22 protein-coding genes are annotated in these 23,976 nt (G+C 52.3%); 6 read left to right on the forward strand and 16 right to left on the reverse strand.

The window, feature by feature from the left end; translation table 11 throughout:
* Positions 1–12: 12 nt before the first annotated feature.
* The 16 genes from CUS_RS00905 to CUS_RS00975 all read right to left on the reverse strand — a co-directional run bounded on the left by CUS_RS00905 (position 13) and on the right by CUS_RS00975 (position 14,425).
* A complete protein-coding gene (locus CUS_RS00905) occupies positions 13–750 on the reverse strand; it encodes an ABC transporter permease subunit (RefSeq protein WP_002847077.1) in 738 nt (245 codons plus the stop codon).
* On the reverse strand, positions 750–1,721 hold the full coding sequence (locus CUS_RS00910; RefSeq protein WP_037276021.1) for an ABC transporter ATP-binding protein: 972 nt from the start codon (positions 1,719–1,721) through the stop codon (positions 750–752). Before CUS_RS00910 ends, CUS_RS00905 begins: the two co-directional genes overlap by 1 nt.
* 244 nt (positions 1,722–1,965) lie before the next feature.
* A complete protein-coding gene (locus CUS_RS00915; RefSeq protein WP_002847147.1) occupies positions 1,966–2,793 on the reverse strand; it encodes a hypothetical protein in 828 nt (275 codons plus the stop codon).
* On the reverse strand, positions 2,790–3,716 hold the full coding sequence (gene ribF, locus CUS_RS00920) for a riboflavin biosynthesis protein RibF (RefSeq protein WP_002847017.1): 927 nt from the start codon (positions 3,714–3,716) through the stop codon (positions 2,790–2,792). Before ribF ends, CUS_RS00915 begins: the two co-directional genes overlap by 4 nt.
* A gap of 126 nt (positions 3,717–3,842) precedes the next feature.
* Positions 3,843–4,754 carry a tRNA pseudouridine(55) synthase TruB gene (truB, locus tag CUS_RS00925; protein ID WP_002847134.1) on the reverse strand — a complete coding sequence of 304 codons (912 nt, stop codon included), beginning with the start codon at positions 4,752–4,754 and terminating at the stop codon, positions 3,843–3,845.
* The gene (locus CUS_RS00930) at positions 4,751–5,701 is read right to left on the reverse strand and encodes a DHH family phosphoesterase (protein WP_002847070.1); all 951 of its coding nucleotides are present in this window, start codon (positions 5,699–5,701) and stop codon (positions 4,751–4,753) included. Before CUS_RS00930 ends, truB begins: the two co-directional genes overlap by 4 nt.
* 34 nt (positions 5,702–5,735) lie before the next feature.
* Positions 5,736–5,909 (reverse strand): hypothetical protein, encoded by a 174-nt coding sequence (locus CUS_RS19685; RefSeq protein ID WP_157769477.1) that lies wholly within the window; start codon positions 5,907–5,909, stop codon positions 5,736–5,738.
* Between the two features lie 30 nt (positions 5,910–5,939).
* Positions 5,940–6,338, reverse strand: coding sequence for a 30S ribosome-binding factor RbfA (rbfA, locus tag CUS_RS00935; protein ID WP_002847094.1), 399 nt, complete (start codon positions 6,336–6,338; stop codon positions 5,940–5,942).
* Between the two features lie 441 nt (positions 6,339–6,779).
* Positions 6,780–9,413 carry a translation initiation factor IF-2 gene (gene infB / locus CUS_RS18940; protein WP_037275960.1) on the reverse strand — a complete coding sequence of 878 codons (2,634 nt, stop codon included), beginning with the start codon at positions 9,411–9,413 and terminating at the stop codon, positions 6,780–6,782.
* Positions 9,414–9,682: 269 nt separating this feature from the next.
* Positions 9,683–10,018: a L7Ae/L30e/S12e/Gadd45 family ribosomal protein gene (locus CUS_RS00945; protein ID WP_002847019.1), complete on the reverse strand. Its 336-nt coding sequence runs from the start codon at positions 10,016–10,018 to the stop codon at positions 9,683–9,685.
* Positions 10,011–10,286, reverse strand: coding sequence for an RNase P modulator RnpM (gene rnpM / locus CUS_RS00950; protein WP_002847090.1), 276 nt, complete (start codon positions 10,284–10,286; stop codon positions 10,011–10,013). Before rnpM ends, CUS_RS00945 begins: the two co-directional genes overlap by 8 nt.
* 1 nt (position 10,287) lies before the next feature.
* Positions 10,288–11,406 (reverse strand): transcription termination factor NusA, encoded by a 1,119-nt coding sequence (gene nusA / locus CUS_RS00955; protein ID WP_002847096.1) that lies wholly within the window; start codon positions 11,404–11,406, stop codon positions 10,288–10,290.
* 85 nt (positions 11,407–11,491) lie between these two features.
* Positions 11,492–12,043 (reverse strand): ribosome maturation factor RimP, encoded by a 552-nt coding sequence (gene rimP / locus CUS_RS00960; RefSeq protein ID WP_002847080.1) that lies wholly within the window; start codon positions 12,041–12,043, stop codon positions 11,492–11,494.
* 213 nt (positions 12,044–12,256) lie between these two features.
* Entirely contained in the window at positions 12,257–12,661 is a 405-nt protein-coding gene (locus CUS_RS00965) for a hypothetical protein (protein ID WP_002847024.1), read from the reverse strand.
* Between the two features lie 107 nt (positions 12,662–12,768).
* The gene (locus tag CUS_RS00970) at positions 12,769–13,713 is read right to left on the reverse strand and encodes an LCP family protein (RefSeq protein WP_002847087.1); all 945 of its coding nucleotides are present in this window, start codon (positions 13,711–13,713) and stop codon (positions 12,769–12,771) included.
* 133 nt (positions 13,714–13,846) lie between these two features.
* Positions 13,847–14,425, reverse strand: a complete 579-nt coding sequence (locus tag CUS_RS00975; protein ID WP_002846966.1) for an SLOG family protein — start codon at positions 14,423–14,425, stop codon at positions 13,847–13,849.
* 323 nt (positions 14,426–14,748) lie between these two features.
* On the opposite strand from CUS_RS00975, the gene CUS_RS00980 reads away from it, so the two are divergent.
* From CUS_RS00980 to CUS_RS01005, 6 genes are all read left to right on the forward strand, one after another.
* Positions 14,749–16,644: a PQQ-binding-like beta-propeller repeat protein gene (locus CUS_RS00980; protein ID WP_002846954.1), complete on the forward strand. Its 1,896-nt coding sequence runs from the start codon at positions 14,749–14,751 to the stop codon at positions 16,642–16,644.
* A 111-nt stretch (positions 16,645–16,755) separates the two neighbouring features.
* Positions 16,756–18,726 (forward strand): hypothetical protein, encoded by a 1,971-nt coding sequence (locus CUS_RS19995; protein WP_002847072.1) that lies wholly within the window; start codon positions 16,756–16,758, stop codon positions 18,724–18,726.
* 151 nt (positions 18,727–18,877) lie between these two features.
* The gene (locus CUS_RS00990) at positions 18,878–20,050 is read left to right on the forward strand and encodes a prenyltransferase/squalene oxidase repeat-containing protein (RefSeq protein ID WP_002847160.1); all 1,173 of its coding nucleotides are present in this window, start codon (positions 18,878–18,880) and stop codon (positions 20,048–20,050) included.
* Between the two features lie 81 nt (positions 20,051–20,131).
* On the forward strand, positions 20,132–21,073 hold the full coding sequence (locus CUS_RS00995; protein WP_002847126.1) for an AAA family ATPase: 942 nt from the start codon (positions 20,132–20,134) through the stop codon (positions 21,071–21,073).
* Positions 21,070–21,996 (forward strand): DUF58 domain-containing protein, encoded by a 927-nt coding sequence (locus CUS_RS01000; RefSeq protein WP_002847028.1) that lies wholly within the window; start codon positions 21,070–21,072, stop codon positions 21,994–21,996. Before CUS_RS00995 ends, CUS_RS01000 begins: the two co-directional genes overlap by 4 nt.
* A gap of 16 nt (positions 21,997–22,012) precedes the next feature.
* Complete coding sequence (locus CUS_RS01005) at positions 22,013–23,803, forward strand: transglutaminase domain-containing protein (protein WP_002847075.1); 1,791 nt, start codon at positions 22,013–22,015, stop codon at positions 23,801–23,803.
* Positions 23,804–23,976 lie beyond the last annotated feature (173 nt).

Consider the following 23,976-nt stretch of genomic DNA (forward strand, 5'->3'; position numbering starts at 1 on the left):
TGCGACACCCCCTTAACTCCAGCGGCGCTTTTCGAGCACTCTCACTGTCAGGAACAGGAACGCCACCATAGCGCTGATGAAAAATACCACGTTCGAGAAATTGAACACGCCGTATGTGAAATCAAAATACCGCTCGCTGAAAGACACCTGCGTCAGCGCAGTCCTTATGCCCTCAACGACCTTAGTGTACCAGTGTCCCTCGTCCAGCGCAGGCAGAAGTGAGCCTATCACCGACAGAAACGACACCGCTATCAGCACGATAAAGCTGATGACCGCCGCCACCACCTGATTTTCGGTGAATGACGAGCAGAAAATGCCGATGGCGATGAACGCACCGCCCACCAGCAGAAGTGCCAGTATGTTGCCGACCACCACGTTCCAGTCGGGGTCACCGTAGACCGATACCACCACAGCCATCACAGCCGTGATGGATACGCCCACAGCGTACACCAGAAAAGCCGCAAAGAACTTGCCCGCAACTATCCCGCCCAGACTCACCGGAGCGGTCAGCAGACACTGGTCTGTCCTCGTGCGCTTCTCGTCCGCGATGGTGCGCATGGTCAGTATCGGTATCAGCACGATTATTATGGTCAGCAGTGATGAAAACAGGCTGTCCAGCTTGGTGTAGCCGCTGCTCAGGCTGTCCACCGAGAACATTATGCCCGCATACGCGAAAAATGCCGCGATAAATATATAACCTATCGGTGAGGTAAAATAACTCCTCACCTCACGCCTGAATACAGCGCCCATCAGTCATCAGCCCCCTCTTCTTCATCAATAGCGGGTATCTTCTCGCCCATCGTCAGTTTCAGGAATATATCTTCTAGATTCATCTCAGCGCTCTTCAGTTCCAGTATCGTGAAACCGTTCTGCGCCATAACTTTAAAGAGGTCATAGCGTATCTCACTGCCCTCTCTCGCTTCAATGCGGTAGTCGCAGATATGCCCCTTGTGTTCGGCATCGCAGTATACCTTGTCAACACCGTCTATCTTCTGCAAAAGTCGCATCACAGTTTCCTTGCCGCCGTCTATCTTGCAGATGAACTTGCTGTCGCCCGTCAGCTTGTGTGACAGGTTCTCTTCGGTGTCGTTAGCCACCACTCTGCCCTCGTTTATCACGACTATCCTGTCGCACACCGCCTGCACCTCACTGAGTATGTGCGATGACAGTATCACCGTATGGTTCTTGCCCAGCTTGCGTATCAGCGTCCTTATCTCGATTATCTGCTTCGGGTCGAGTCCCACAGTCGGTTCGTCCAGTATCAGCACCTTAGGATTGCCCACCAATGCCTGCGCCAGCCCGACTCTCTGCTTGTAGCCCTTTGACAGGTTCTTTATCAGCCTGTTGTAAACGTGGTCTATCTTCACAAGACTGCATATATCCTGCAAATGGGATATCTTCGGCAGTTTGCACTTTTTCAGGTCGTATATGAAATACAGATACTCCTTCACCGTCATATCGAGATACAGCGGCGGTATCTCAGGCAGATACCCGATGTTCTTCTTAGCCTTCACAGGTTCTTCCAGAATATCCACCCCGTCTATCAGCGCCTTGCCCGATGTGCAGGATATGTACCCCGTAAGTATGTTCATCGTGGTGGATTTTCCCGCACCGTTAGGTCCCAGAAAGCCCAGCACTTCACCGTCCTCAGCCTTGAACGATATGTTGTTGACGGCTTTTTTGTCGCCGTAATGTTTGGATAATTCGATTACCTCTATCAACTCATTTTCCTCCCAACGGAAAATCAATTTACTGTAAGTCACCGCGCGGACAGCCGCAGCGATGCCCCGCACATCTATAGTAAACGACATAATATTTCATACCTGTCCCGCTCACAGATACGATCATCGCATTATACGCGGGCAGTCATGTGGAATTTTTTATGTCTGTTACTATAATTATACACGACCGTTGTGTGCATACTGTGACAAAAGCCCGAAAACCTGAACTTTTCAGTCCGGAACATCACATGATGTCTTCGCCGTCAGTCGCAACCGTGTTGTCGGACATTCTGCCCAGCCTTTTCAGAATGTAGCTGACACTGTATGCCGATGCGTCGTCATCTTCGCCCATCACCTTGCACCCCGATGCGACCATCTGTAATTCGCCGCTGTCATCGGGCGCATGCAGTGAGAAGCAGTAGTTCTGCGGGCTTACCGTGTATTCGCAGTAATCGCCCCCGAATTTCAGAAGTTTCTGCGATACCGCGTCCACATCTGCCGCATCTTCGAGCGTTATGTATATCTGCATGCCGTTGGTCTTCATCTGCGCCCAGCTTTTAAGTTCTGTGTCCACATAGCTGACACCGCTCTTGCTGTCAAGGTCGGCTTCCAGTATCTCATCAGACGGGTCGAAAAGGTCATAGCACTCGGCTATCACCGTCAGTGTGAAACCGTCGCCCTCATACTTAAATGGGTCTTCTGCGCTCTGCACACAGTCGAAATTCGGCTTTATCAGCTGTTCATAAAGTTCATCGTTAACTGCCAGTCCTATCTGCCCCTCCACAAAATTGAGCATCTGCCAGTTACACTCGTACTTCGCAAAGTCTTCGTCACTTTCTATATCCAGTGTTATCTCTTTGGTCTTTTCACTGCCCTTCTTGTCAGTGAAAGTTATCTCCCAGACATTCTGTTCTTCGTTACACTTCTCAGCATTCTTCTTTATGCTGTAGTTCCCGCCGAATGTGTATTCGAGGAAATCCTTGTGTACCTTCGCAATATCGGGATCGCTCCCGCCGCCGCACCCGCACAGCATCAGCGCCGCACAGCATGCCATACAGACTGCTTTTCTCATCGCTCGTCAACTCCGTAAAATCTCCGCACTTTGTCGGTATCCTTAGCTATCTGCGCCCGCAGTTCGTCGATGCTGTCAAAGCCCTTTTCGGGTCTGATGAACTTGTCCAGCATTATCTCGATCTTCTGCCCGTACAGATCGCCCTCAAAATCCAGTATAAAAGTTTCCGCCAGCGGAGCGTCATGGGCTTTCAGCGTCGGCTTCACACCGATGTTCGTCACCCCGAACTTCTCTTCGCCCCCGACAGTCACCCTTGTGGCGTATACCCCGAATTTCGGCATTATCTGTCCGCGCGGTATCGTCTGGTTCATTGTCGGGAAATTCCATGTGCGCCCCAGTTCCCTGCCGTGTTCCACCTCCAGCTTAAGGCTGAAGATGTAACCCAGCATTTCGTTGGCTTTCTCTATCTTACCTGTCCGTATGCACTCGCGTATCATGGTCGAACTGACTTCCTCGCCCTTGTAACTCAGCTTGTCGCAGACGATCACCTCGATACCATATATCCGCCCGTAAAGTTCCAGTGATGAACAGTCGCCCTCAGCGCCTTTTCCAAATCGGAAATCGTCACCGCAGACCACTGCCCTGCACCCCAGCACTCCCACAAGTATATCCCGCACGAATGCCTCAGCGCTCATATCCTTAAGTTCCTCAAAACTTGGCGAATACAGAAGTTCAACACCCAGATCCCCGAAATGCCTGCGCTTCTCTTCATCGCTCAGTATCATTTCGAGCCTTCCGTCATGCCCCTTTGAGGTCACCGTATTCGTCTTGAAAGTGAACACCGCAGACTGCGCCCCCAGCTCTTTCGCCAGCGACACCGCAGTGTTTATGACCAGCCTGTGTCCCCTGTGTACACCGTCAAACAGCCCCAGCGCACAGACAGTTCCGTTTTCGGGCTTGATGCCCCCGCTTATCTCTTTCAATCAAAGTCAGTCCTTTAAAACCCATCTCTTATACCGAACGCCCTGCTTTCGGTATGTCAGCCCAAAGCGCCTTGCGCCCTCAGGCACCAACTCATATCCTTCCGCCAACGGACACACCCGCACCCGTCAATTGCTGAAGAAATTCTTTATGCTCCGAAACTCGCCATCGACCATCTGTGCTATTCCCAGAAATACACCGTCAGCACCGTATACCCGATGTATTTTACTGTCATCTGCTTCCAGACCGACCTGCTCGCCCCTCAGCTTCACGCCGTTTTTGTACAGCCCTGTCAGCCTGTCGTCCAGCCTGACCTCTTTGTAAAAGCCGAAGACCTTGTCCAGCGGCATCAGCACGCTCTGTACGCCCTCGCACATCACACGCCCTTCTATCTCTTCTATCCTCATGCAGTCTTTCAGCTCTATGCCTGTCGAGTAAGTCCTCACCAGCGAGGTCATGGTCGCACAGCAGCCCATCGCCTCACCGATGTCGTTGATAAGCGTCCTCACATACGTACCTTTACTGCACATTATCTTAAGACGACCCAGACACATGTGCTCATCATAGTCCAGCACACGTATTGCCCTCACCACTATCGGTCTTGCTTCGCGCTCGATGGTCTTGCCCTCACGCGCCAGTTCATACAGCTTCTTCCCGCCGACTTTTACTGCCGAATACATCGGCGGCACCTGCATTATCTCGCCCACAAATTCTGGCAGAGCGTCAGCCAGTTCCCTGATGCTCACGCGCTTGCTCGAACGCTTTATCACTTCGCCCGTGATATCCTGTGTGTCAGTGGCTATGCCTGTCCTGAACTCCGCGATATACTCTTTTTCGGTATCGGGCATCACATCGCACGCTTTTGTCGCCTGACCGACCAGTACAGGCAGTACACCCTCAGCCATCGGGTCAAGAGTTCCCCCGTGACCTATCTTGCGCACATGCAGTACGCCCCTGAGTTTAGCCACAACATCGAACGATGTCCAGTCCATCGGCTTGTATACACCTATAACTCCGCTGATATCTTCTTCCATCATCATTTTCCGAGCACCTGTTCAGCCCTTTCCAGCAGCTTTGCTTTTACCTCTTCCAGCGTTCCGCGTATCTCACAGCCCGCCGCACGTATGTGACCGCCGCCTCCAAAATAATTGCAGAACGCCGATGCGTCCATATCCTCAGTAGTCCTGACAGATATCTTGAATACCCTCTCATGCCTCTGCTTTACGGTAATGCCTATCACTACCCCCTCAGCCGAGAGCGGTATAGATGCCAGACCATCAAACTCAGCCTGGTCTACCCCACAGCTTTCCATAAGTTCGGTGGTTATACATATCATCGCGCACCTGTCATGCAGATGGTACTCCATCTTGCCTGTGACTATCTGCTCTATCTTGATGCGCCCCTTGCTCTTCACATCGAACATTCTGCGGTTCACATTGGCAAAGTCGATGTCATACGCCATCAGTTCTGCCGCCGCAAGGTGCGTGTCGGGTCGGGTGTTCTCATACTTGAAACACCCCGTATCGGTGGCGATGCCCGTGTAAAGGCACTTTGCGGTGATATCGCTTATCTTCCGCCCCGATGACTTGAATATCTTGTAGAGTATATGTGCCGCCGCCGCAGTGTCGCCCTCAACGTGTGACAGCTTGGCAAAATGCTTGTTCGAGATGTGATGGTCTATACAGAGATCCACCACCCCTTTTTCCTGATACGCCGCCAGACCGCTGCCCATCAGTGCAGGGTCGGCAACATCCACCGCTATGATATACTCAGGCTCGAACTCCTGCGGTGCGTAGTCAACATACATAAAATCATACCTGTCGGGGAAGCCGTCAGAATTTACCACATTCGCCATTTTTCCCATCTCACGCAGAAAATAGCACAGCCCGAAGCCGCTGCCCAGCGTGTCACCGTCAGGGCTTTTGTGCGTGATTATGAGAAATTTGTCATGCGACTCAAAAATATCAATGATCTCGCTGTATTCCATCTATGATCCCTTTCTATAAGACCCGCGCAGACGGTCACCCGCCTGCCGAAACAATGCTGTTAAAGCCCGCACGCTCTCCCCCGACAGCCATAGTATGCGTGCCATTATCAGGATAAGCACGACCGCTCACCGAAACTGCCGCGCCCACCATCTCAATTACCGACGTGCATCGTAAACGCCCGCCGTTCCCGATCTTTATTGCGTTCAAAGCCCTCTCAGCCGCCGCTGCAGCCGACTGTCAGTCTTCGCCGTTTTCCTCATCGACCTCGTCTTCAGCTTCATCAGCCGTATCCCTGACCAGTTCTCTGAGTTTTTTAGTTATAGCCGCCGAATGCTCGATAGAGTCATCAGCCACGAATTTCAGTTCAGGGCATTTTTTCAGCCCCAGAACATTAGATATCTCCCTTTTGAGGTACCCTGTAGCCGACTCAAAGCCTTTGACAGCTTTTTTAGCTTCATCAATGCCTTTAAAGCTGGAGATATAGACCCTGCAAAAAGACCCGTCCCTTGCCACATCACAGCGCACAACTGTCAGGAACTCGCCGCCGTTTATTCTGGGGTCTTTCAGGTCTGCCATTTTACCGGATATTATCCGTCTTATATCTTCGGACATACGTCCTGCCTTGTGTGATGCCATTTGAACTCCTATCTTAAAATGTGAGACGAAGCCCCATGCCCCGACCATCAGCTTTCCCGATGCGGTGTGCTGATGTGTTCCGTCAGACATCAAGGCTTTGCCGAACCCACGTTATTCTGTTTTTATCTTATTTTTGGGGACTCGCCCCGAAGTCACGCCGAAGACGCTCCGCTGTTTAACGACGGCAAAGCTGTCGCGCTTGCGGGCTTTCGCTTTGTTCGCCCAACCGGTTTTGCTTATTGCGTTGCTTTCTGCTTCCCCGATTGAGGGCTCTGCCCTCAAACTCCCGCAAGCCCTCTGGCGGCGGGCTTGACCGACCGCTTTGGCTCGCGCATAGCTTTGTGTTCTTACTCGGCTTTGTTGGGCGGCAAAGTGACCGCTGAAACGGCATTCTCGCGCCCCTGCCAATAATTATGAATTATGAATTATGAATTATGAATTTCATTCACGGTATTCTTCCATAACGTATCCCTCAAAGATGTCCCCTTCCTTGATGTCGGAGAATTTCTCTAAAGTGATACCGCATTCAAAGCCTTCGCTGACTTCCTTTGCATCGTCCTTGAATCGCTTCAATGAACTCATCTTGTCGTCAGCTATGATTATGCCGTCACGTACTACTCTTATAAGGTCGTTCCTGCCTATCTTGCCATCAAGTACATAACAGCCCGCTACTGTGCCCACAGAACTTATCTTGTATACCTGCCTTACCTCAACACGCGCTGTTTCTACCTCGCGGAACTTAGGTGCAAGCATGCCCTTCATAGCATCGGTTATCTCTTCTATCGCATCGTAGATTATGCGGTACAGCCTGATGTCAACACCGTCCTGCTCAGCATTTGCTTTCGCAACAGGGTCGGGTCTTACGTTAAATCCTACGATTATCGCATTCGATGCGTTCGCAAGCATTACATCGCTCTCGTTTACCGCACCGACTGCGCCATGTATTACTCTTACTCTTACTTCTTCGTTCGAGATCTTCTCCAGCGACTGCTTTACAGCTTCCACAGAACCCTGAACATCTGCCTTTACGATGATAGGCAGTTCCTTCATCTCGCCTTCGGATATCTGCGAGAACAGATTGTCCAGCGTTACCTTCTGGAACTTCCTGAACTCGTCTTCCTTAGCTTCGTGCTTACGCTGTTCTACCAGTTCTCTTGCCAGCTTCTCGTCCTCTACCGCGTTGAAAGTTTCGCCCGCGGTAGGTACTTCGCCCAGACCTGTTATCTCCACAGGTGTCGAAGGACCTGCTTCGCTGATGGGTCTGCCCCTGAAATCTGTCATAGTCCTTATCCTGCCGACAGATGTGCCCGCAATAATGACATCGCCCGAATGCAGTGTGCCGTTCTGTACCAGCAGTGTAGCCACAGGGCCCTTGCCCTTGTCAAGCCTTGCCTCGATGACAGCACCCTTAGCCAGCCTGTGAGGATTAGCTTTCAGTTCCTTTACCTCAGCAACCAGCAGTACGTTTTCAAGCAGTTCATCAATGCCCATGCCCGTCTTTGCAGATACAGGCACCGCGATAACATCGCCGCCCCACTCTTCTACTACCAGTTCATGTTCGGTAAGCTGCTGCTTTACTCTGTCAGGGTCAGCGCCCTCTTTATCCATCTTGTTTATCGCAACTATCACCGATACGCCCGCCGCCTTAGCATGGTTTATCGATTCAACTGTCTGCGGCATGATACCGTCATCAGCCGCAACGACCAGTATTGCGATATCGGTTATGTTCGCTCCTCTCGCTCTCATCGAAGTAAATGCTTCGTGACCGGGAGTGTCCAAGAAAGTTATCTTCTGTCCGTTGCACTTTACCTGATATGCACCGATATGCTGTGTGATGCCGCCTGCTTCACCCTCTGCAACGTTCGCATTTCTTATCCTGTCCAGTATCGAAGTCTTGCCGTGATCGACGTGACCCATTACGACTACTACAGGGCAGCGCTCTTCCAGATCCTCAGGTGCATCTGCTTCGTCCTCGATAAGTCTTTCCTCGATGGTGATGTGTACTTCCTTCTCGACCTTTGCGCCCAGTTCCTCAGCCACCAGTGATGCGGTATCAAAGTCCACCACTTCATTGATAGATGCGAACACGCCCAGACCCATCAGCTTCTTGATGACTTCGGTAGCAGTAACTTTCAGCCTGCTTGCCAGTTCGCTGACAACTATCTCTTCGGGTATCATTACCTTGAGCTGCTGCTTTCTCGCCTTTTCAAGAGCCATTCTGTTCAGCTTATCCTGCTCTGTCTCCTTCTTGTGCGAGTGCTGCTGCTTCTTGTACTGCTGCGACTTCTGGGTTATCTTCTGCTTCTTGCGGAAGTTGTCGTTCTTGTTGCCCTGTTTGCTGGTAGCCATGTTGTCGTACTTTTCATTGTACTTGTCCAGTTCGATGTAGCTGCCGCGTGTGTCAACAGTTCTTCTTGAAGAATTCTGCCTGTCATCACTGCTCTCCGAAACGGTATAGCCCTTGTCATCGCTGCCCCCGAACGAACTGCCGCCGCCCAGCTGCATCTTGACACCGTGTTCCTGCTTCTTTGCTTCCTTCTTCTCTTTCTTCTTATCCTGCTTCCTCTCGGCAGGCTTAGGCTCTTCCGCCTTGACCTCAGGCTTCTTCTCTTCGGTCTTTACTTCGGTTTTTACTTCTGCCTTTACCTCAGCAGTCTTAGGCTGTTCCTCAGTCTTCGGCTCTGCCTTAGCCTCAGTCTTTGGCTTCTCCTCAGCCTTTACCTCAGCCTTAGCCTCGACCTTAGGCTTTTCTTCGGTCTTAGGCTTTTCTTCGGTCTTAGGCTCGTTCTTCTTGACCTCGTTCTTCTTCTCAGCCGCCTTAGGCTCAGGCTTTTTATCCTCTGCCGCAGGCTTTACAGTATTTGCGAAATACTCATCAAAGTTTTCCACCTGAATGTTCTGGGTAAAATACTCGAACACGTAATTCACTTCATCAACGTCCAGCGAAGCCTGATTTTTCCTTACAACAGTATCACGCTTTTCCAGACATTTTATAACATCATCATTTGAAAGTTCAAGGCTTTTCGCCAGAACATTGAGCTTTATCTTCTTAGTGGTTTTCGTACTCACAGGCATTATCCTCCTTATCTTGAATGGGGGTACAGCCCCATTTGACGGCGTTTTCAGCTGACCTGCCGCACATAACTTTACCTTTTGCCCGAAGCGGCAGTCTGCGCACGCCCCGTCAGTCCGCCCGCGCCGATATACCGCCGCGCCGTCCCGACTCTCATTTTCTCTAAACTTCTCTCGGCTATCCCTTCCGCCCACCACACATCTGCGCGGTGTCAGTCGTTCTCCTATCCACATATCGCTCGTTTGGTGAACCAAAGGGATAGCCAAGTCCCTTACAGGTCGAACTCTTCCCTGTCAATGGCTATCTCTTCCAGCCCTTTGACGCAGGACTTAGCAAAACCCGCATCTGTCATAGCCAGTACACCCGTCCGCTTGCCGATGCCCAGCGCTATCTCGTCCATCGTCAGACCCAGCGCATACAGCTTTGCATCGTACCTTGCGCAAGTGTATCTTACCTCTTTCAGCGACTTCACCGAAAGGTCACTCGCCACGAACACCGCCCGCGCATTTCCCAGCGCACAAGCGTCCTTTACCATGTCCATGCCCATCACGAGCTTGCCCGCCTTGCGGCACATCGAGATAAGTCCCGTCTTGTTCTTGTCACTCACCGCCGTTCAGCTCCCTTTCCATCATGTCGTATATCTCATCATCTATCCTGCATGCGAAGCTCTTTTCAAGCCGCCTTGCTTTCCTCGCCTTTTTAAGACACTCCGCATCTGCACATATATATGCGCCTCTGCCCGCTTTCTTGCCTGTCAGGTCAAGGCTTATCTCGCCCTCTTTCGAGCGCACCACCCTGACCAGTTCTTTCTTAGGCTTCATCTCCGAACAGCCCAGACACATTCTCATCGGTATCTTCTTCGGCTTTACAGGCATATCATTCAGCCTCGTCCTCAGCCGCTTCTTCGGGCGCGTTCTCAGGAACTATGTCGATCTTGTAGCCTGTCAGACCTGCCGCCAGCTTCGCATTCTGTCCCTTGTTGCCTATCGCCAGCGAGAACTGATTGTTCGGCACTACCACGCGGCACTTCTTGATGACTCTCTCAAACTCCTTCTCCTCGCCCTTGTGCTCTATCCTCACCTCAGGCTCCAGCAGTTCGACTTTCAGCACCTCAGCAGGTGCCAGCGCCTTAGCTATGAACTGTTCTTCGTCCTCTACCCAGTTTATGACATCTATCTTCTCGCCCTTGAGTTCCTGACATACAGCGGTTATCCTCGACTTCTTCGGACCGATGCAGGCACCCACAGCATCAACGTTCGGGTCTTTCGACCATACCGCAATCTTGCTTCTTACGCCCTCAGTACGCGATATCGCCTTTACCTCAACGGTGCCGTCAGCAATTTCGGGAACTTCCAGTTCAAACAATCTCTTTACCAGATCTTTGTGAGTTCTCGACAGCTTGACAACAGGCTGTCTTTTCTCGCTGTCACCCAGACTCACGATATACACCTTTATCTTGTCGCCCTCTTTCAGTACCTCACCGGGTATCTGCTCACTGCGGTAGAAGTAGTGCTCGTTCTTGTCGATGGTGATTATCGCATTGCCCGTTGCAGGCTCGACCTTCTGTACAGTGGCAGTGACTATCTCATGCTCTCTGTCCTTGTACTGCTCTATCAGCTTGTTTCTCTCGAAATCCTTGATATCGTGCTTTATCGACTGCTTTGCGAACTGCGCCGCAACTCTGCCTATTTTCGCAGGATTGACAGGTATCTCAACAAAGTCGCCCACCTTTATGTCGGGGTCGTATGCCTGCGCCTCACCGATGTATATCTCGTTCTCAGGTTCGTCAACGAACATTACCTTCATTACTTCCTTAAGAATGTACATCTCCAGCTTGCCTGTGGCAGGGTCGATATCGACTCTCACGTTCTCACTGCCTGTTTCCTTCTTTATCGCCTTTGTTATGGCATCTCTTATCTTCTCGATCAGCACTTCCCTGTCGATCTCGTTCTCGCTGACCAGATCTGCCAGCGCATTAAAAAACTGCTCGTTCATTTTTTATGACCAATCCTTCCTGAATGTATCTTTCGGGTCGCCCCGCATGTATTTTCCGTCTGTAAAAAAGCTGTCAGCCGACGCCCTAGTCGAACTTGGCACCCGCCAGTTCCGACTCTAAGTCGCCGTCATCGAACAGCTTGACAAAAGCGCAGTCGCTCAGCCTGAACTGTACGTTCTCCACACCGTCGCCGTTCTCGTCAAGCGTCTGGCAGGCTATTACCTTCTCTTCGTCATCATACCCCACCAGCCCCACGATGAACTCGCGCTCACCGTTCTCATCGGGTCTTATCAGCCGCACCCGCACAGCATCACCGATGCAGACTTCAAAGTGTATCGGCTTTCTCAGTTCTCTTCCCAGTCCGGGACTGCCGCATTCAAACACGTAACTCTGCGCTATCGGGTCTTCATCGTCAAGTATCTTGTTGAACGGTCTTGTGAAGTTCTCGCAGTCTTCCATAGTCACGCCGCCGTCCTTGTCGATAAGCACCCTCAGATACCACGTAGCGCCCTCTTTCTCAAACCTCACGTCCCACAGGAAAAGCCCCAGTTCATCTGCCAGCGGCTGTGCCAGTTCAGTCACCCGCTCGACAGTGTTCTTCTTCGGACGGTCTGCCCCGCCCTTACCTTTACTCATTCTTATCTTCTGCCCCCTATTTTCAGGAAATACGCCGCACCGACATTTTTCCCGCAGTGTCTATACAAACACAAAAGACCGGAGGTTTTAATTCCAGTCTTTCGTCAAGCCTATTGCTGATATTATACCACATTACAGTACATTTTGCAAGGTCTGACGGGAATTTTTACAGGAAATTTACAAACAGATACCTAATAAACGGTAAACAGTCTGTTAACTGCCCTCTTTTTTACCCTTTTTGCCCTTGCCGTCTTCAAGATCTTCCAGCCGCCCCGCAGTCCTGCGTTTGCGCCTGCCCTCGACAAAATCCAGCGGTACCGTGAACAGTATGCCCGTGTTCGGCTGTGAAAGGTCGCCCACCGTGTTATATATCACTCTCCGCGCGATGTCCAGCTGGTCGTTCTCTATCACCGAGATGATGGTCTTGTTGTCGTCTTCGTCACCGCTGAACATTCCGCGTATCGATGAACTCAGGAAACTTGAATTCATCTTCGACAAAGTCATCGCCATGCCCGATGACGGTATTATGGTAGCGCCGCCTATACCCGCCGCCGAAAGTCCCTCCAGCAGGTATTCCAGCGCTTCGGTCTTATTCAGTATCAGTACCATGAGTTTCATAAGTCATCACTTTCCTTGATATTTACACTTGCCCCGACTCCTGCGCCGTACCCTTATGAAATGTCAGCGTGAACGCCGTCAGTGACCGCCCCGCGCCTTTTGCCGACCTACTTCTCAGCCGACTTTGCTATAGCCTCACCGCCGCCTATCTCAGGGGTAGTTTCTGCCGCCTTCTCTTTCAGCTTCTCTATAAATTTGTCGCTTATCGTGAAGTTTTCGTCATTCTCAGCCCATGTACCCTCAGGCACCATCTTCTCGGCAGGCACTATGCCGCCCGAAAGCATATCCTTGATATAAGATTTCTGCAATTTGAAATCGTCTATGTTCATGTCGGTGTCGCTGTTTGTCGTGATTATATTGTAAAGATTATCCAGATTGTCGCGGGTTATGTTTGAATGCAGGAACATGTTGTTTATCAGCGATTCCATCGCAAGTCCCAGAAATTCGTTGTTGCCCTGCTTGCCGTTCGAGAATACAGGGTACTGTGTCAGAAGCCTTATCTGCCTGCCTGCCAGCGTCACCAGTTCGCCTTTTCTTATCGAGATATCGTTAGCATCATTTTCCTTTGAAAGATAGTAAAGTTCTTCGGTCGCCTGATAGGTTATGCCGCCGTAGATGTCGCACACCCTCTCGAATGATTCGTTGGTCAGTGTGGCATAGTTGTCCACCTTCATGCCAAGCGTTGCTTCCACAGCTTCCTTTACGCCTGCCATGCCCGCATCAGCGTAGGTGTCGCGCATCGACACCTTGTTCTGACTGTTCAGCGTCAGCGCAGGTATAGGCACCACAAGTATGCTGTTGTCGGTGGGGTCAATCCTTATCAGCGTCATCTCAGAAAGTACGCCCTTGCTGTTGACCCTTGCAAAAAGGTCGTTGAAAGTGTGTACCGTTACTACCGCTTCCTCTTCCTCTTCCTTGCCTATAATGTTGAACGTTTTCAGCAGATATACCGAGATCATGGATATCAGCGCCATGAAGACCAGCACCGTCACCACGTATACCAGCGCAACAGGCGCCTGCGACCTCTTTTTCCTCTTTTTGGCAAATGACATATGATTCTTTCTCCTTACCTTATGTTGTTATACAGCTGTAAACCGCACAAATGCGGCATTTTAATACGATATCGCCATTCCTCACGCACACCGTTCTATACGTCGGCATAACTTTGCTTCCGTCCGCCGCAGGTCATTCCACATAAAAATGCGAATTGTCCCGCTCGTCCAGCCTTATGATGTGCATATCCAGCCCGGCGCGCCTTGCCATGTTGATAGTCTGCAAAGTGCCCGAACCCGCTGGCTTTTCCTTGTAGACCGCTATCATGCGCGATGAATGATCCACCATGAACTGATTGCGCACACGGTACCTGCCCTTGTCACTGGCATTCCCCGTCACCACTACAGCTTCGGCGCACTGCATCAGCAGGCTGTGTATGTAGCGATCCTTAACGCTGTTCAGTTCCCTGCGCTGTTCAGCATACGGAAGTACACAATACAGCTTTATATCCGGGTACCTCTTGTCGTTCATAACATCGAACATGACAGAACCGCAAAGCAGATCCACACCCTCAGCCATACCTGTCATAAAATTCCTTGAACCCGCTTCATAGGCTTCTATTATGTGGAAATGCACGATACTCAGCAGATTACGCATACCCTGAGTTGAAAGATCCCCGTGAAAAGGAAGGTCACGATTTCTGTGACCCGTAAAACAACATGTACGTTCCCTATCGACCACCAGATCTTTTGCTTCTACAAAAACAGCCACACAGTTCACCGCCTTCCGATAGCACTTATAGTCATTATAACACACATTTTCCCATTTTTCAATACCCTTTTTTCGATTTTGCCCCTGACTCAGCCGCCGTCGTACAGACTCCGCCATCTCCCAATGTCCCGCGTGCTGTCAGCTGTGACCTGTTCAGCAGGTGCGATATAGTTTAAAACTATATCTACCTATAGCGTTTTCATATATGCTTATATCCCGCTGTCGGAACAGTCCCACTTGCAAAAATCATAGCAGTATGATATAATTACCTTGTTATAGGACATACAGATGCCCCAAATTTCTAACAGAACGGAGAATGTAAAATGAGAAAAAGACCCGCTAAATTCCTGAGCGCTTTCTGCGCCGCTGTACTGGCTGTAAACGCGGCGGCTGTTTCCGCTATGGCAGAAAATACCGTCACCGATGCAGAAACTGCCCCCTATACCTATGACTGCCCCATCTTCACCGATGCCGATGATTCTGTGCTGTACTGGGCAACACAGGTAGGCTGGGATAAGGACTGGTGGTCGGATGCACCATCGGGCATAACTGCCGCCGATAACGGATATCTCTATGTCTGCTCGGCTTACAGCATCTACAAGCTGGATAAATATACAGGCAAGATAGCAGGCAGCGGCAAGATGGCAGGTCAGGCTTCATATGCCACCAAAGGTCCTGCTTATGCTGACGGCAAAGTTTTCATGGCACTGGATAACGGCACTGTTCAGGCGTTCGATGCCGACACGCTCGAATCTCTCTGGATATACAAGAACAAGCTGGGCGGCAGTCCTACCTGTGATATCGTTGTCAATGACGGCAAGATATATACAGGCTTCTGGAACGGTGAAGATGTCGATGCCGACTACGTTTGCCTCGACACTTCCGACCCCGATGCAGATACCACGAACGAACAGATAGAAGCTGACTGGGAGTTCACCAACTGCGGCGGCTACTACTGGACAACTGCCGCTTTCACCGATGACTACATCTTCATCGGCAGAGAGAACGGCGTTGCAGGCACCGAAGCCGATGAACCGCTCGGACTGATAAAGATAGATAAGAAGACCCTCGAAGCATCACTTCTCACAGGCGGCATAAAAAACGATGTCCGCAGTAAGATAGTCACTTACGGCAATAAACTCATCTTTACCGACCGTTCGGGCACCCTCTATTCGGTCGATGCGAACACAGGCGTTACTTCCTCATACAAGCTGGCAGAACAGCTGGGTCTTGAGGGCTTCACCTGCACCTCCACACCGATAATCGAAAACGGCAGAGTGTATATCACCCTTAACGGCACAGGCTGGGGCGACTATAACGGCTCGATGATAGCTGTATTCGACTACGTGGGCGGCGAGTTCCCGTTTGAACTTGCATATACCGTTGAAACAAAGTACGCTTGTCAGGCTGACGGCATCTTCGCAGGTGTTGACGCTGACGGCTATAATACCATCTACTACGTTGAGAACGGCTATCCGGGTACTATCCGTGTGCTGAAAGATAAAAAGGGTATGACCGCACCTGTAAATACTGTCACCGAAACAGACGGCGACGGCAAGGAACACATCTGCCCCGACTTCGTTTTCAAGCCGCAGGGCGCACATTCACAGTACTGCGCGGTAGACCCCGTGTTTGACCCGCAGACAGGTCTTATCTTCGTAAGATATGACTCTTTCAACATTCTCGCTGTAGGTCCTGCCACAAAAGATATAGAATTTACAGCAGATGACATAACTATCCATCGCGGCGGCAAAGAAACTCTCGTTTACATGGCTGACCAGACTCCTACCGACTGCGACTATACGCTGAGCGTATGGAACACCACAGGCATATACGACTACGACCCGACAGAATACACCACTTTCAGCGTTGACAAGTTCACCACCGATGACGAGATACTGACTGTTTCTTTCGGATTTGGTCTGTACACAGGCACAGGAAGCGCACCTGAATGCACTACCGATGTTGAAGTGCTGGTAGCCGAAACAGAAGACCAGTACAAGCGCGCACTGGCACAGCGCGGCGATGTCAACGGCGACGGTGTCGTAAATGTCACCGATGTTTCGCTCATCGCGGCACATGTCAAGAGTGTCAGGAAGATAGACAAGTACAGCATGAATGCCGCCGACACTAATGCTGACGGCGCTGTGAATGTCAGCGATATCTCCCTTGCCGCCGCACAGGTCAAGAGCGTCAAGAAGATAGACAAGGCAAGATAAGCCGAAAAACACAGGCTGTCCGTTACCATACCGACAGCTGAAAAACATAATGCTGAGGGCAGAGCGAAATCATATCTCGTTCTGCCTTTAGGCGTATAAAGGGGCGCTTTTATGGCAGACAAGAAAAGCCGCAGAACAGCTGTAACAGCAATGGCTGCCGCTGCCGTCATTACGGTGGGCGGGGTCTGCTTTGGTGCGCTTTTTTACCGAAATGCCCCGCGTTCGCTGACTGCCGCCGAAGTCATACACCGCGAAGCCGACCTGCCCGATATAACATTCAGCGGCACTGCCGATAACATCAGCAAAGCCGATGAAACGAGCAGTTCCCCCGAAAGTTCGCGCACTGACAGCAGTTCACAAGACAGTTCGGAGAGGGAGAGTTCTCTTTCGGAGAGTCTTCCCCGCACAGAAAGCCGTACACCCGCCGCAAGTGACGACAGCCGCTCAGGAAATATACCGCAGAGCACTGAAACTGTCTATACATCGGCAGAAAGTTCACTTGCCGAGAACAGCAGTCTTACGGACGAGAGCCGCCCCGCCCCCACAGCGGTGCAGGCTGTCCCCGATGCGGGCACGCCCGCCAAAACAGCCCCAAGCGGCAAAGAAGCCGACCGCGAATACTTCACCACCTCGATAAATGACGGCGAAACTGTCAGCGAAAGTGTGTATTTCTTCACCATCGAGCATCTTGTGAAAGAACTTGAAGTGGTGCGCTGTGATGTGGAACTCAACGGTTCGGTGCTGACAGGCTACGCGGGCAAGTGCCGCCTTAAAGAGGGTGAGAACAGCATACGTGTCAGCTGTACCTACAAAGACGGCGACAACCGCGTTTACAGGGCATTCCGCGACTACACGGTGAACCTTGTCAGCCCCGACAGCGCCATATATACCGACCTCACCGACTGCGATGTTTTTGAAAGCGCATTCAGCTTCACAGCCGAGTGCGAAGACGGTCTTTCGGTGTGGCTGAACGGCATACCTGTTGAGGGTGACGGGCGCTACACTGTTACCCTCAGCGAGGGCGAGAACATGATAAGGCTGTCATCGGGCAGGCGCGAACTGAATTTCTCGGTGACATACATACCTCTGCGTGAACTTGACATAATCACCGACCTTACCGACTGCACCGTTTACGGCAGTGAACTTGTTTTCACAGCGCAGGCGGTCGGCAGTTCGCCAAAACTGACCGTACAGCTTAACCGCAAAACTCTGCGCGGTGACGGCGGTATCTATACAGCGGCACTGAATGACGGCACCAACAGCATACATCTGCTTGCCCTTGACGGCGCAAAGCGGGTCGAAAAGACCTTTACGGTGACCTGCCTGCCCACCGCCGAAGAGGGTCGTTCGCCGTACATAGCCGATATAAACCTCACAGATAATATGACCGTAAAGGGGAGCAGTTATTCGCTCAGCCTTAAAGCCGCCGACTATGAGGGCGGGCGCATCTACGCTGACGGCATCGAAGTAGCCTGCGGCGGTGCATCTGCCGAGCGCAGGTGGGAGGACTCACAGTCAACGGGGTATCTGCTGAAACTCCATGCAGGCGAGAACAGCGTGTATATCCGCCTGAAAGACAGCATCGGCAGGACTGCCGAATTTTTCTACAGCATAAACTGCGAAGCGGCAGGCATCGGTGAAGAAGTCGGGCGCATATCCATAAAAGCGCAGGCGGACATCTTAGGATTGGGCGTGCTTTGCGAAGATGACAGCTATCCCGTTTTAGAGGGCGAAACAGGCTTTGATACGATAGTGAGATTTCTGCGCGACAACGGATTTGAGGTAAGTTCGCGCGGCAGTGAGAACAGCCGCTATCTTGACAGGATATACAAAGAGGGCAGATTTGCGGGCGGTGCGCTTTCGGAAGAAGCCCTTGCATATACCGAAAGGGCGGGCATAAGCATCAACGGCGGCAAAGATGATGACTCACTGGGCGAATTTGACTACACCGCAGGTTCGGGCTGGTTATACAGCCGCGGCGGACGAAAGCCGTCTTACGCGATGTCGGCGGCAGTCTTTGCCGATGGTGAGGACATCGAACTGAGTTTCTCGCTGGATTTCGGCAATGATGTTGTGAAGTGACCGCCATACACTCTTGACATGTTATCGCAAGAAAATGCGTCATGGTTTGCGCTTTCTTTCCGCCAGACCAGCTATCTTTCGCCCCTGCCAATAATTATGAATTGTGAATTATGAATTATGAATTATATTATGATTCCGGAGTGTTTATTACATGAAATTTTTTCCTATCGCTTTTCTCTCTGCTGTGTTATGCCTTTCCCCCCTCACGGCTTCCGCTCTCGATGTTTCTGCCGCTAAAGGCTATGCACAAGGTATCATAACTTATGAAAAGGATATAAATGATATCTCCCCCAACGAAAGCCTGCTGTCAGGCAAAATAGCCGATAATGCCGCCGAAGACAGTTCCGACTGGCTCGCCATCGGCGCGGTGAGATACGGTCTGGAAAATGATACTTACTCCTACTACCTCAGCTGGAAAAAGAACATAAATGATAAGTATACCCATGACGGCGGTCTGCACCGCATGAAAGCCACCGAATGGCACCGCGCTGTCCTCACCTGCCTCTGTCTTGGTGCCGACCCCTCCGACTTATCTGGCATCGACCTCCTCGAAGACGGCATTTTCAGCCGCGGCGATGCTTCCCCTCTCGATGCACAAGGGCTGAACGGTCTTGTCTGGGGTCTTATCGCCCTCGACAGCTGTGACTGGAAAGTTCCCGATGATGCAGAAGTTGACAGACTCGGAATAATAAGGGAGATAATAAATTCCCAAAACGAAGACGGCGGTTTTTCGATGGAAAGCGGCGCAGGCAGAAGTGACCCCGACCTCACCGCGATGGTATTGCAGTCCCTCGCCCCCTACCGCGAATGCAGTGAGGTCAGGCAGGTCATAACAGCGGCACTCGACTATCTTAACGATGAAAAGGACGATTTTTCCACCTGCGAAACATACGCGCAGGTCATCTGCGGACTTTGCTGTCTTGGAATCGACCCCGACAACGATGAACGTTTCAGCGGACTTACCGAAGAACTTGTCAGCTACGCCAACGACGACGGCGGTTTCGCCCACGAAAAAGACGGTGAAAGCAGTGAGATAGCCTCCGCGCAGGCACTTATCGCCCTGTGCAGTATCGACAGGCTTCGCGGCGGCGAGCGAAGCATCTACGACATGAACATCGGCGCTCCCGCAGAAATGACCGCCCAAAGCCTTGTTTCTGCGGCAAACGCCAAAGAGGTCAACACAAAGTCCCCCGTCACCGATGGTCTGCCATCGCCCATAAAGCACGAAAGCGTGCGCTTCAAACGCCTGCTGATAGCCTCGCTGACATCGGGCATAACGGTCGCGGTGGTCATCGGCGTGATACTTCGCAGAAAAAGGAGCTGACGCGGCAGTTGTACCGATACAACTCCCCCCGCGCCATGACATACCGCAAACAGCTATCCCCCAAAAAGAAAGGTGAAACTTATGAACGAATTTCCTGCAAGGCTGAAAGAAAACCTGACAAAAGTGATAGTCGGCAAGGACGACACTATCGAGATGCTGATAGCGGCAGTGCTGGCAGGCGGTCATGTGCTTCTTGAAGATGCACCGGGCACAGGCAAGACCACCCTTGCACTGGCACTGGCGAGAAGTCTGGGACTTAAATTCAAGCGCCTTCAGCTGACCCCCGACACGGTAGCATCTGACATAACAGGCTACTCGGCATATGACCCCGCAAAAGGCGGGATGGTCTTCCACGCGGGGGCGGCTATGACCAATTTACTGCTGGCAGACGAACTTAACCGCACATCGGGCAGAACTCAGTCTGCACTGCTGGAAGCTATGGAAGAGGGTCAGCTGACAGTTGACGGCGTGACCTACCCCCTGCCAAAGCCTTTCACCGTCATCGCCACACAGAACCCCGTCGGAACAGCGGGTACAGCGGCTATCCCACTCTCTCAGCTTGACAGGTTCATGGTGCGGCTGAGTCTTGGTGCGCCCGACAGCGAGTCACTGAAAAAACTGCTGACCGACCGCGCATCGGCTGACCCCCTGGAAAGCGTTGAAGAAGTCTGCGGTGCTGAGGAACTGTCTGCCATAAAGGAAGATATCTCCGCCGTGACTTTCAGCGAAGAACTCACCGACTATGTATGCGCGCTGTGGCAGGCTATAGCTGACAGCGAAGACACTCTCTGCGGCATATCGCCGCGCGGCGCTCTCGCACTTTGCAGGATAGCGCGCGCGGGCGCGTATCTTGACGGGCGTGACTATGTAGTGCCATCGGATATAAGGGTCTGCTTTTCGGCAGTATGCGCTCACAGGCTGACCCTCACCCGCGAAGCAAAAGCGGCAGGCAGGTCGGCGGAAGATGTGCTTGCGGCAGTGCTCAGAGCAGTCCCCTGCCCCGAAAACAGGGGAAATAAATGAAGCGGGCGGCATTCACAGCACTCATCGCGGTAGGGCTTATATTGTGGAAGTTTTCTGCGGCGGGGCTTTATCTGGCGGCGGCAGTCATCGCGGCGGGTGTCATTGCGGCGGCTGAAAATCTGGCTGACAAGGGTGAAGTCAAAGTCAGCTGTGACGAACTTTTCCCCAAAAAAGGTCACGCCCCTGTGCTGACTTTCGGCGGCAGAAAACGGCTGAAAGGTCGGGTGCTGTGCGAGAACATCGTCACAGGCGAGCGCAGTGCTTTTGATGTGAAGATCGGCAGAACGCGCAGTTTCGCCCTCCCCGCGCAGGCTGACTGCGGCGGGCTGTTCATTCGTTTCGTGCAGTTTTCGCGCTGTGACCTGCTGGGGCTTACGCGGCTCACAGTGGTCTGCCATGCGGACGGATATATCACCATAATGCCCGAAAACACCGATGTCAGCGCCCTTTTTGACCCGTCATCGGGCGAAGAGGAACTTGACGGCGCACGCGAACTGACAGGCGGCGAACCTCTGCGGCGGCTGAACTACAAGCTGACCCACCGCTTCGGCAAACCGTATGTGAACATCTACTCGCCCGAAAATGCGGGAGATATATGGCTTTTCGGTGACTACGGGCTGGCTGACGGCGCGGCAGATGCGGCAGAAAAACTCTGTGCGCTGGCGGCATTTCTCGAAGAGCGCGGCGTTCCTTTCGGGCTGGCACTGCCCTGCGGAGAAAATGATGTTCAGCTGACCGACCGCGCTGACAGCGAGAGCGTCCTGCAAGCGGTACTGCACTTCCCGCTTTATTCATGCGAGGGTCACAGCGTACTGCCCGCACTGATGACCCGCCTGCCCGATGATGTGCAGGTGCTTGCATTCACCCGCAATACTGCCTTTGAAGACGACCGCGTGACGATACTGAGAACCGTCAAAAACTAATCTTACAGGAGAAACCATGAAAAACAGGCGTGACTTTCCTGCCGCACTGATATTCGCATTCGCGGCGGGGCTTTTGGTCTATATGCTGTCGGGGGTGACTGCGGGTGCGTCAGCCCTGCTTTTGTGTACCATCACGGCGGCGGCATCGAATAAATTCGGGCGGCTGTGGGGATTTGCACCTGCTGTCTGCGCAGTGGCGGCGGCAGTGGTATTTCGCCGCGAATTTATGGCAGAATGCGCCCTCTGCGCCGATGAATTTGCCTACCGCACAGCGGTCAGGGCGCAAACCCTCTATGCCCCTGTTTCGGGCGCGGCAGACAGCGCTTGGCTTGTCCTGCTTGCTTTCTGCGGGGCGGCATGTGCAGTGTATGCGGCTTTCGGCGCGAGGGTCTTCTGCCTCACAGCGGCATTGTTCGCGGCGGCGGCAGAACTTTTCACAGACGTTCCCGCATGGGCGCTGTGTACGCTCATCGGGCTGACGGTCGGTGCGTTCTGCTTTGGCGAAAATGGCGGAAAAGCCTTGCTTTTAACGGCACTGACCGCTCTGCTGACAGCACCCGCATCACTGCTTGCTTTCCCCGAAACTCCCCCGAAAGGCGAAGTCACCGCATCGGGCGGTCTGCCCCTTTATCTGGCAGAAGAATATGAGCGCGCCGACCTGACAAAAAGCGAATACGCGCGTGCTTCTGCCATATTCTTAGCACTTGAAGAACAGGGCTTCGACCCGCACATGCAGTCGGGTCTGCTTATCGAAGCGTCAGGCGAAGAACTCCCCCTTGACGATGTGACCGCACCCGAAGGTTATCAGCCCGCAAACATCTGCGCGGCTGACAGCGGCAGAACACAGGTCTGCCGACAGTTCGGTGAGAACGTCTTTCTGCTGATATCAAAGCTGAAAAGCGGCAGATACCTCGACTGTGAAGGGCTTTACAGGGAGTATGTCTACTCAGCCTACGGCAAGCTGACCGCTGACGAACAGCGCGAAATGGAAGAAAAATTCGGCATTGACGGTACCCTGCCCCTTGACCGCAAGCTGGCGGCTGTGAAGTCGGGCATAAACGCCAAAGTCACCGATGAGAGCGAACGTTCACCCCTTACCGTGAAACTGGCGCGAAGCTGTGGTCTGGCGGCGCGTGAAGTGCGCGGCGTTTACTTTGGTGCGATGCCTGCAAGCGGCAGGGCTGACCTTTCTGAGGGCGAACAGAGAAGCTGGGTGGAAGTCTACATAGACGGTGCAGGCTGGGCAGTTTTTGAGAGCAAGCCCGAATATGCGGGCGCATCTCCCCTACTGCCCGAAGGTGCATCACCTGACGGCGAAAGCACATTCAGTGACAGCGCAGAACAGTACATCTACGCCGCCGCGCCGCCCCGCACAGCGGCAGAGATACGCACCCCCGATAAGGCGAAAAAGCCCTCACCGACATGGGCGGCACTGCCTGCGGGCGCGGTCGTTCTTCTTATCTTTGCGGGTCGTGCAAGGGCTTTTGTGAGATGGCGAAAGCGCTCTTCAAAGGACTTCGGCAAAGCTGTGACAGCCTCGCATTTTCAGGGCAGAGAACTTCTTTCAGCGGCGCTTTGCATCAGCGAAAAACTCCCCCCCGAAGAAGCCGCATCACAGCTTGACGGTCTTCTGCGCACACGTTTCGAGCGCTCGGAGCGTGCATTCGAGCGAATGCGCTTTTCCGACCTCGCCGCAGACGAAGAGTCAGCAAAATGCGCGGCAGAATTCCACAAAGAAGCGCAGACAGCCGCCAAAAAATGCGGCTTGCGCAAGCGTTTCGCACTGTGGCTGAAAGGTCTTGTCTGAACGCACGAAAATGCCCCGATCTATCAACACTCACACCGAAAAAATGTTGAAAAACAGGCTATGCGCGGCAGTTTCGGGCAGAGTGCAGGCAGTCCGATGATATGCAAACGCATAACTTCCCAAAACGCCCCGAATTATCAACATTTGCGGCTGAAAAATGTTGAAAGATCGGC

This window comes from Hominimerdicola alba 8 (assembly GCF_000178155.2).
In the GTDB taxonomy this organism is placed as follows: Bacteria; Bacillota; Clostridia; order Oscillospirales; family Ruminococcaceae; genus Hominimerdicola; species Hominimerdicola alba_C.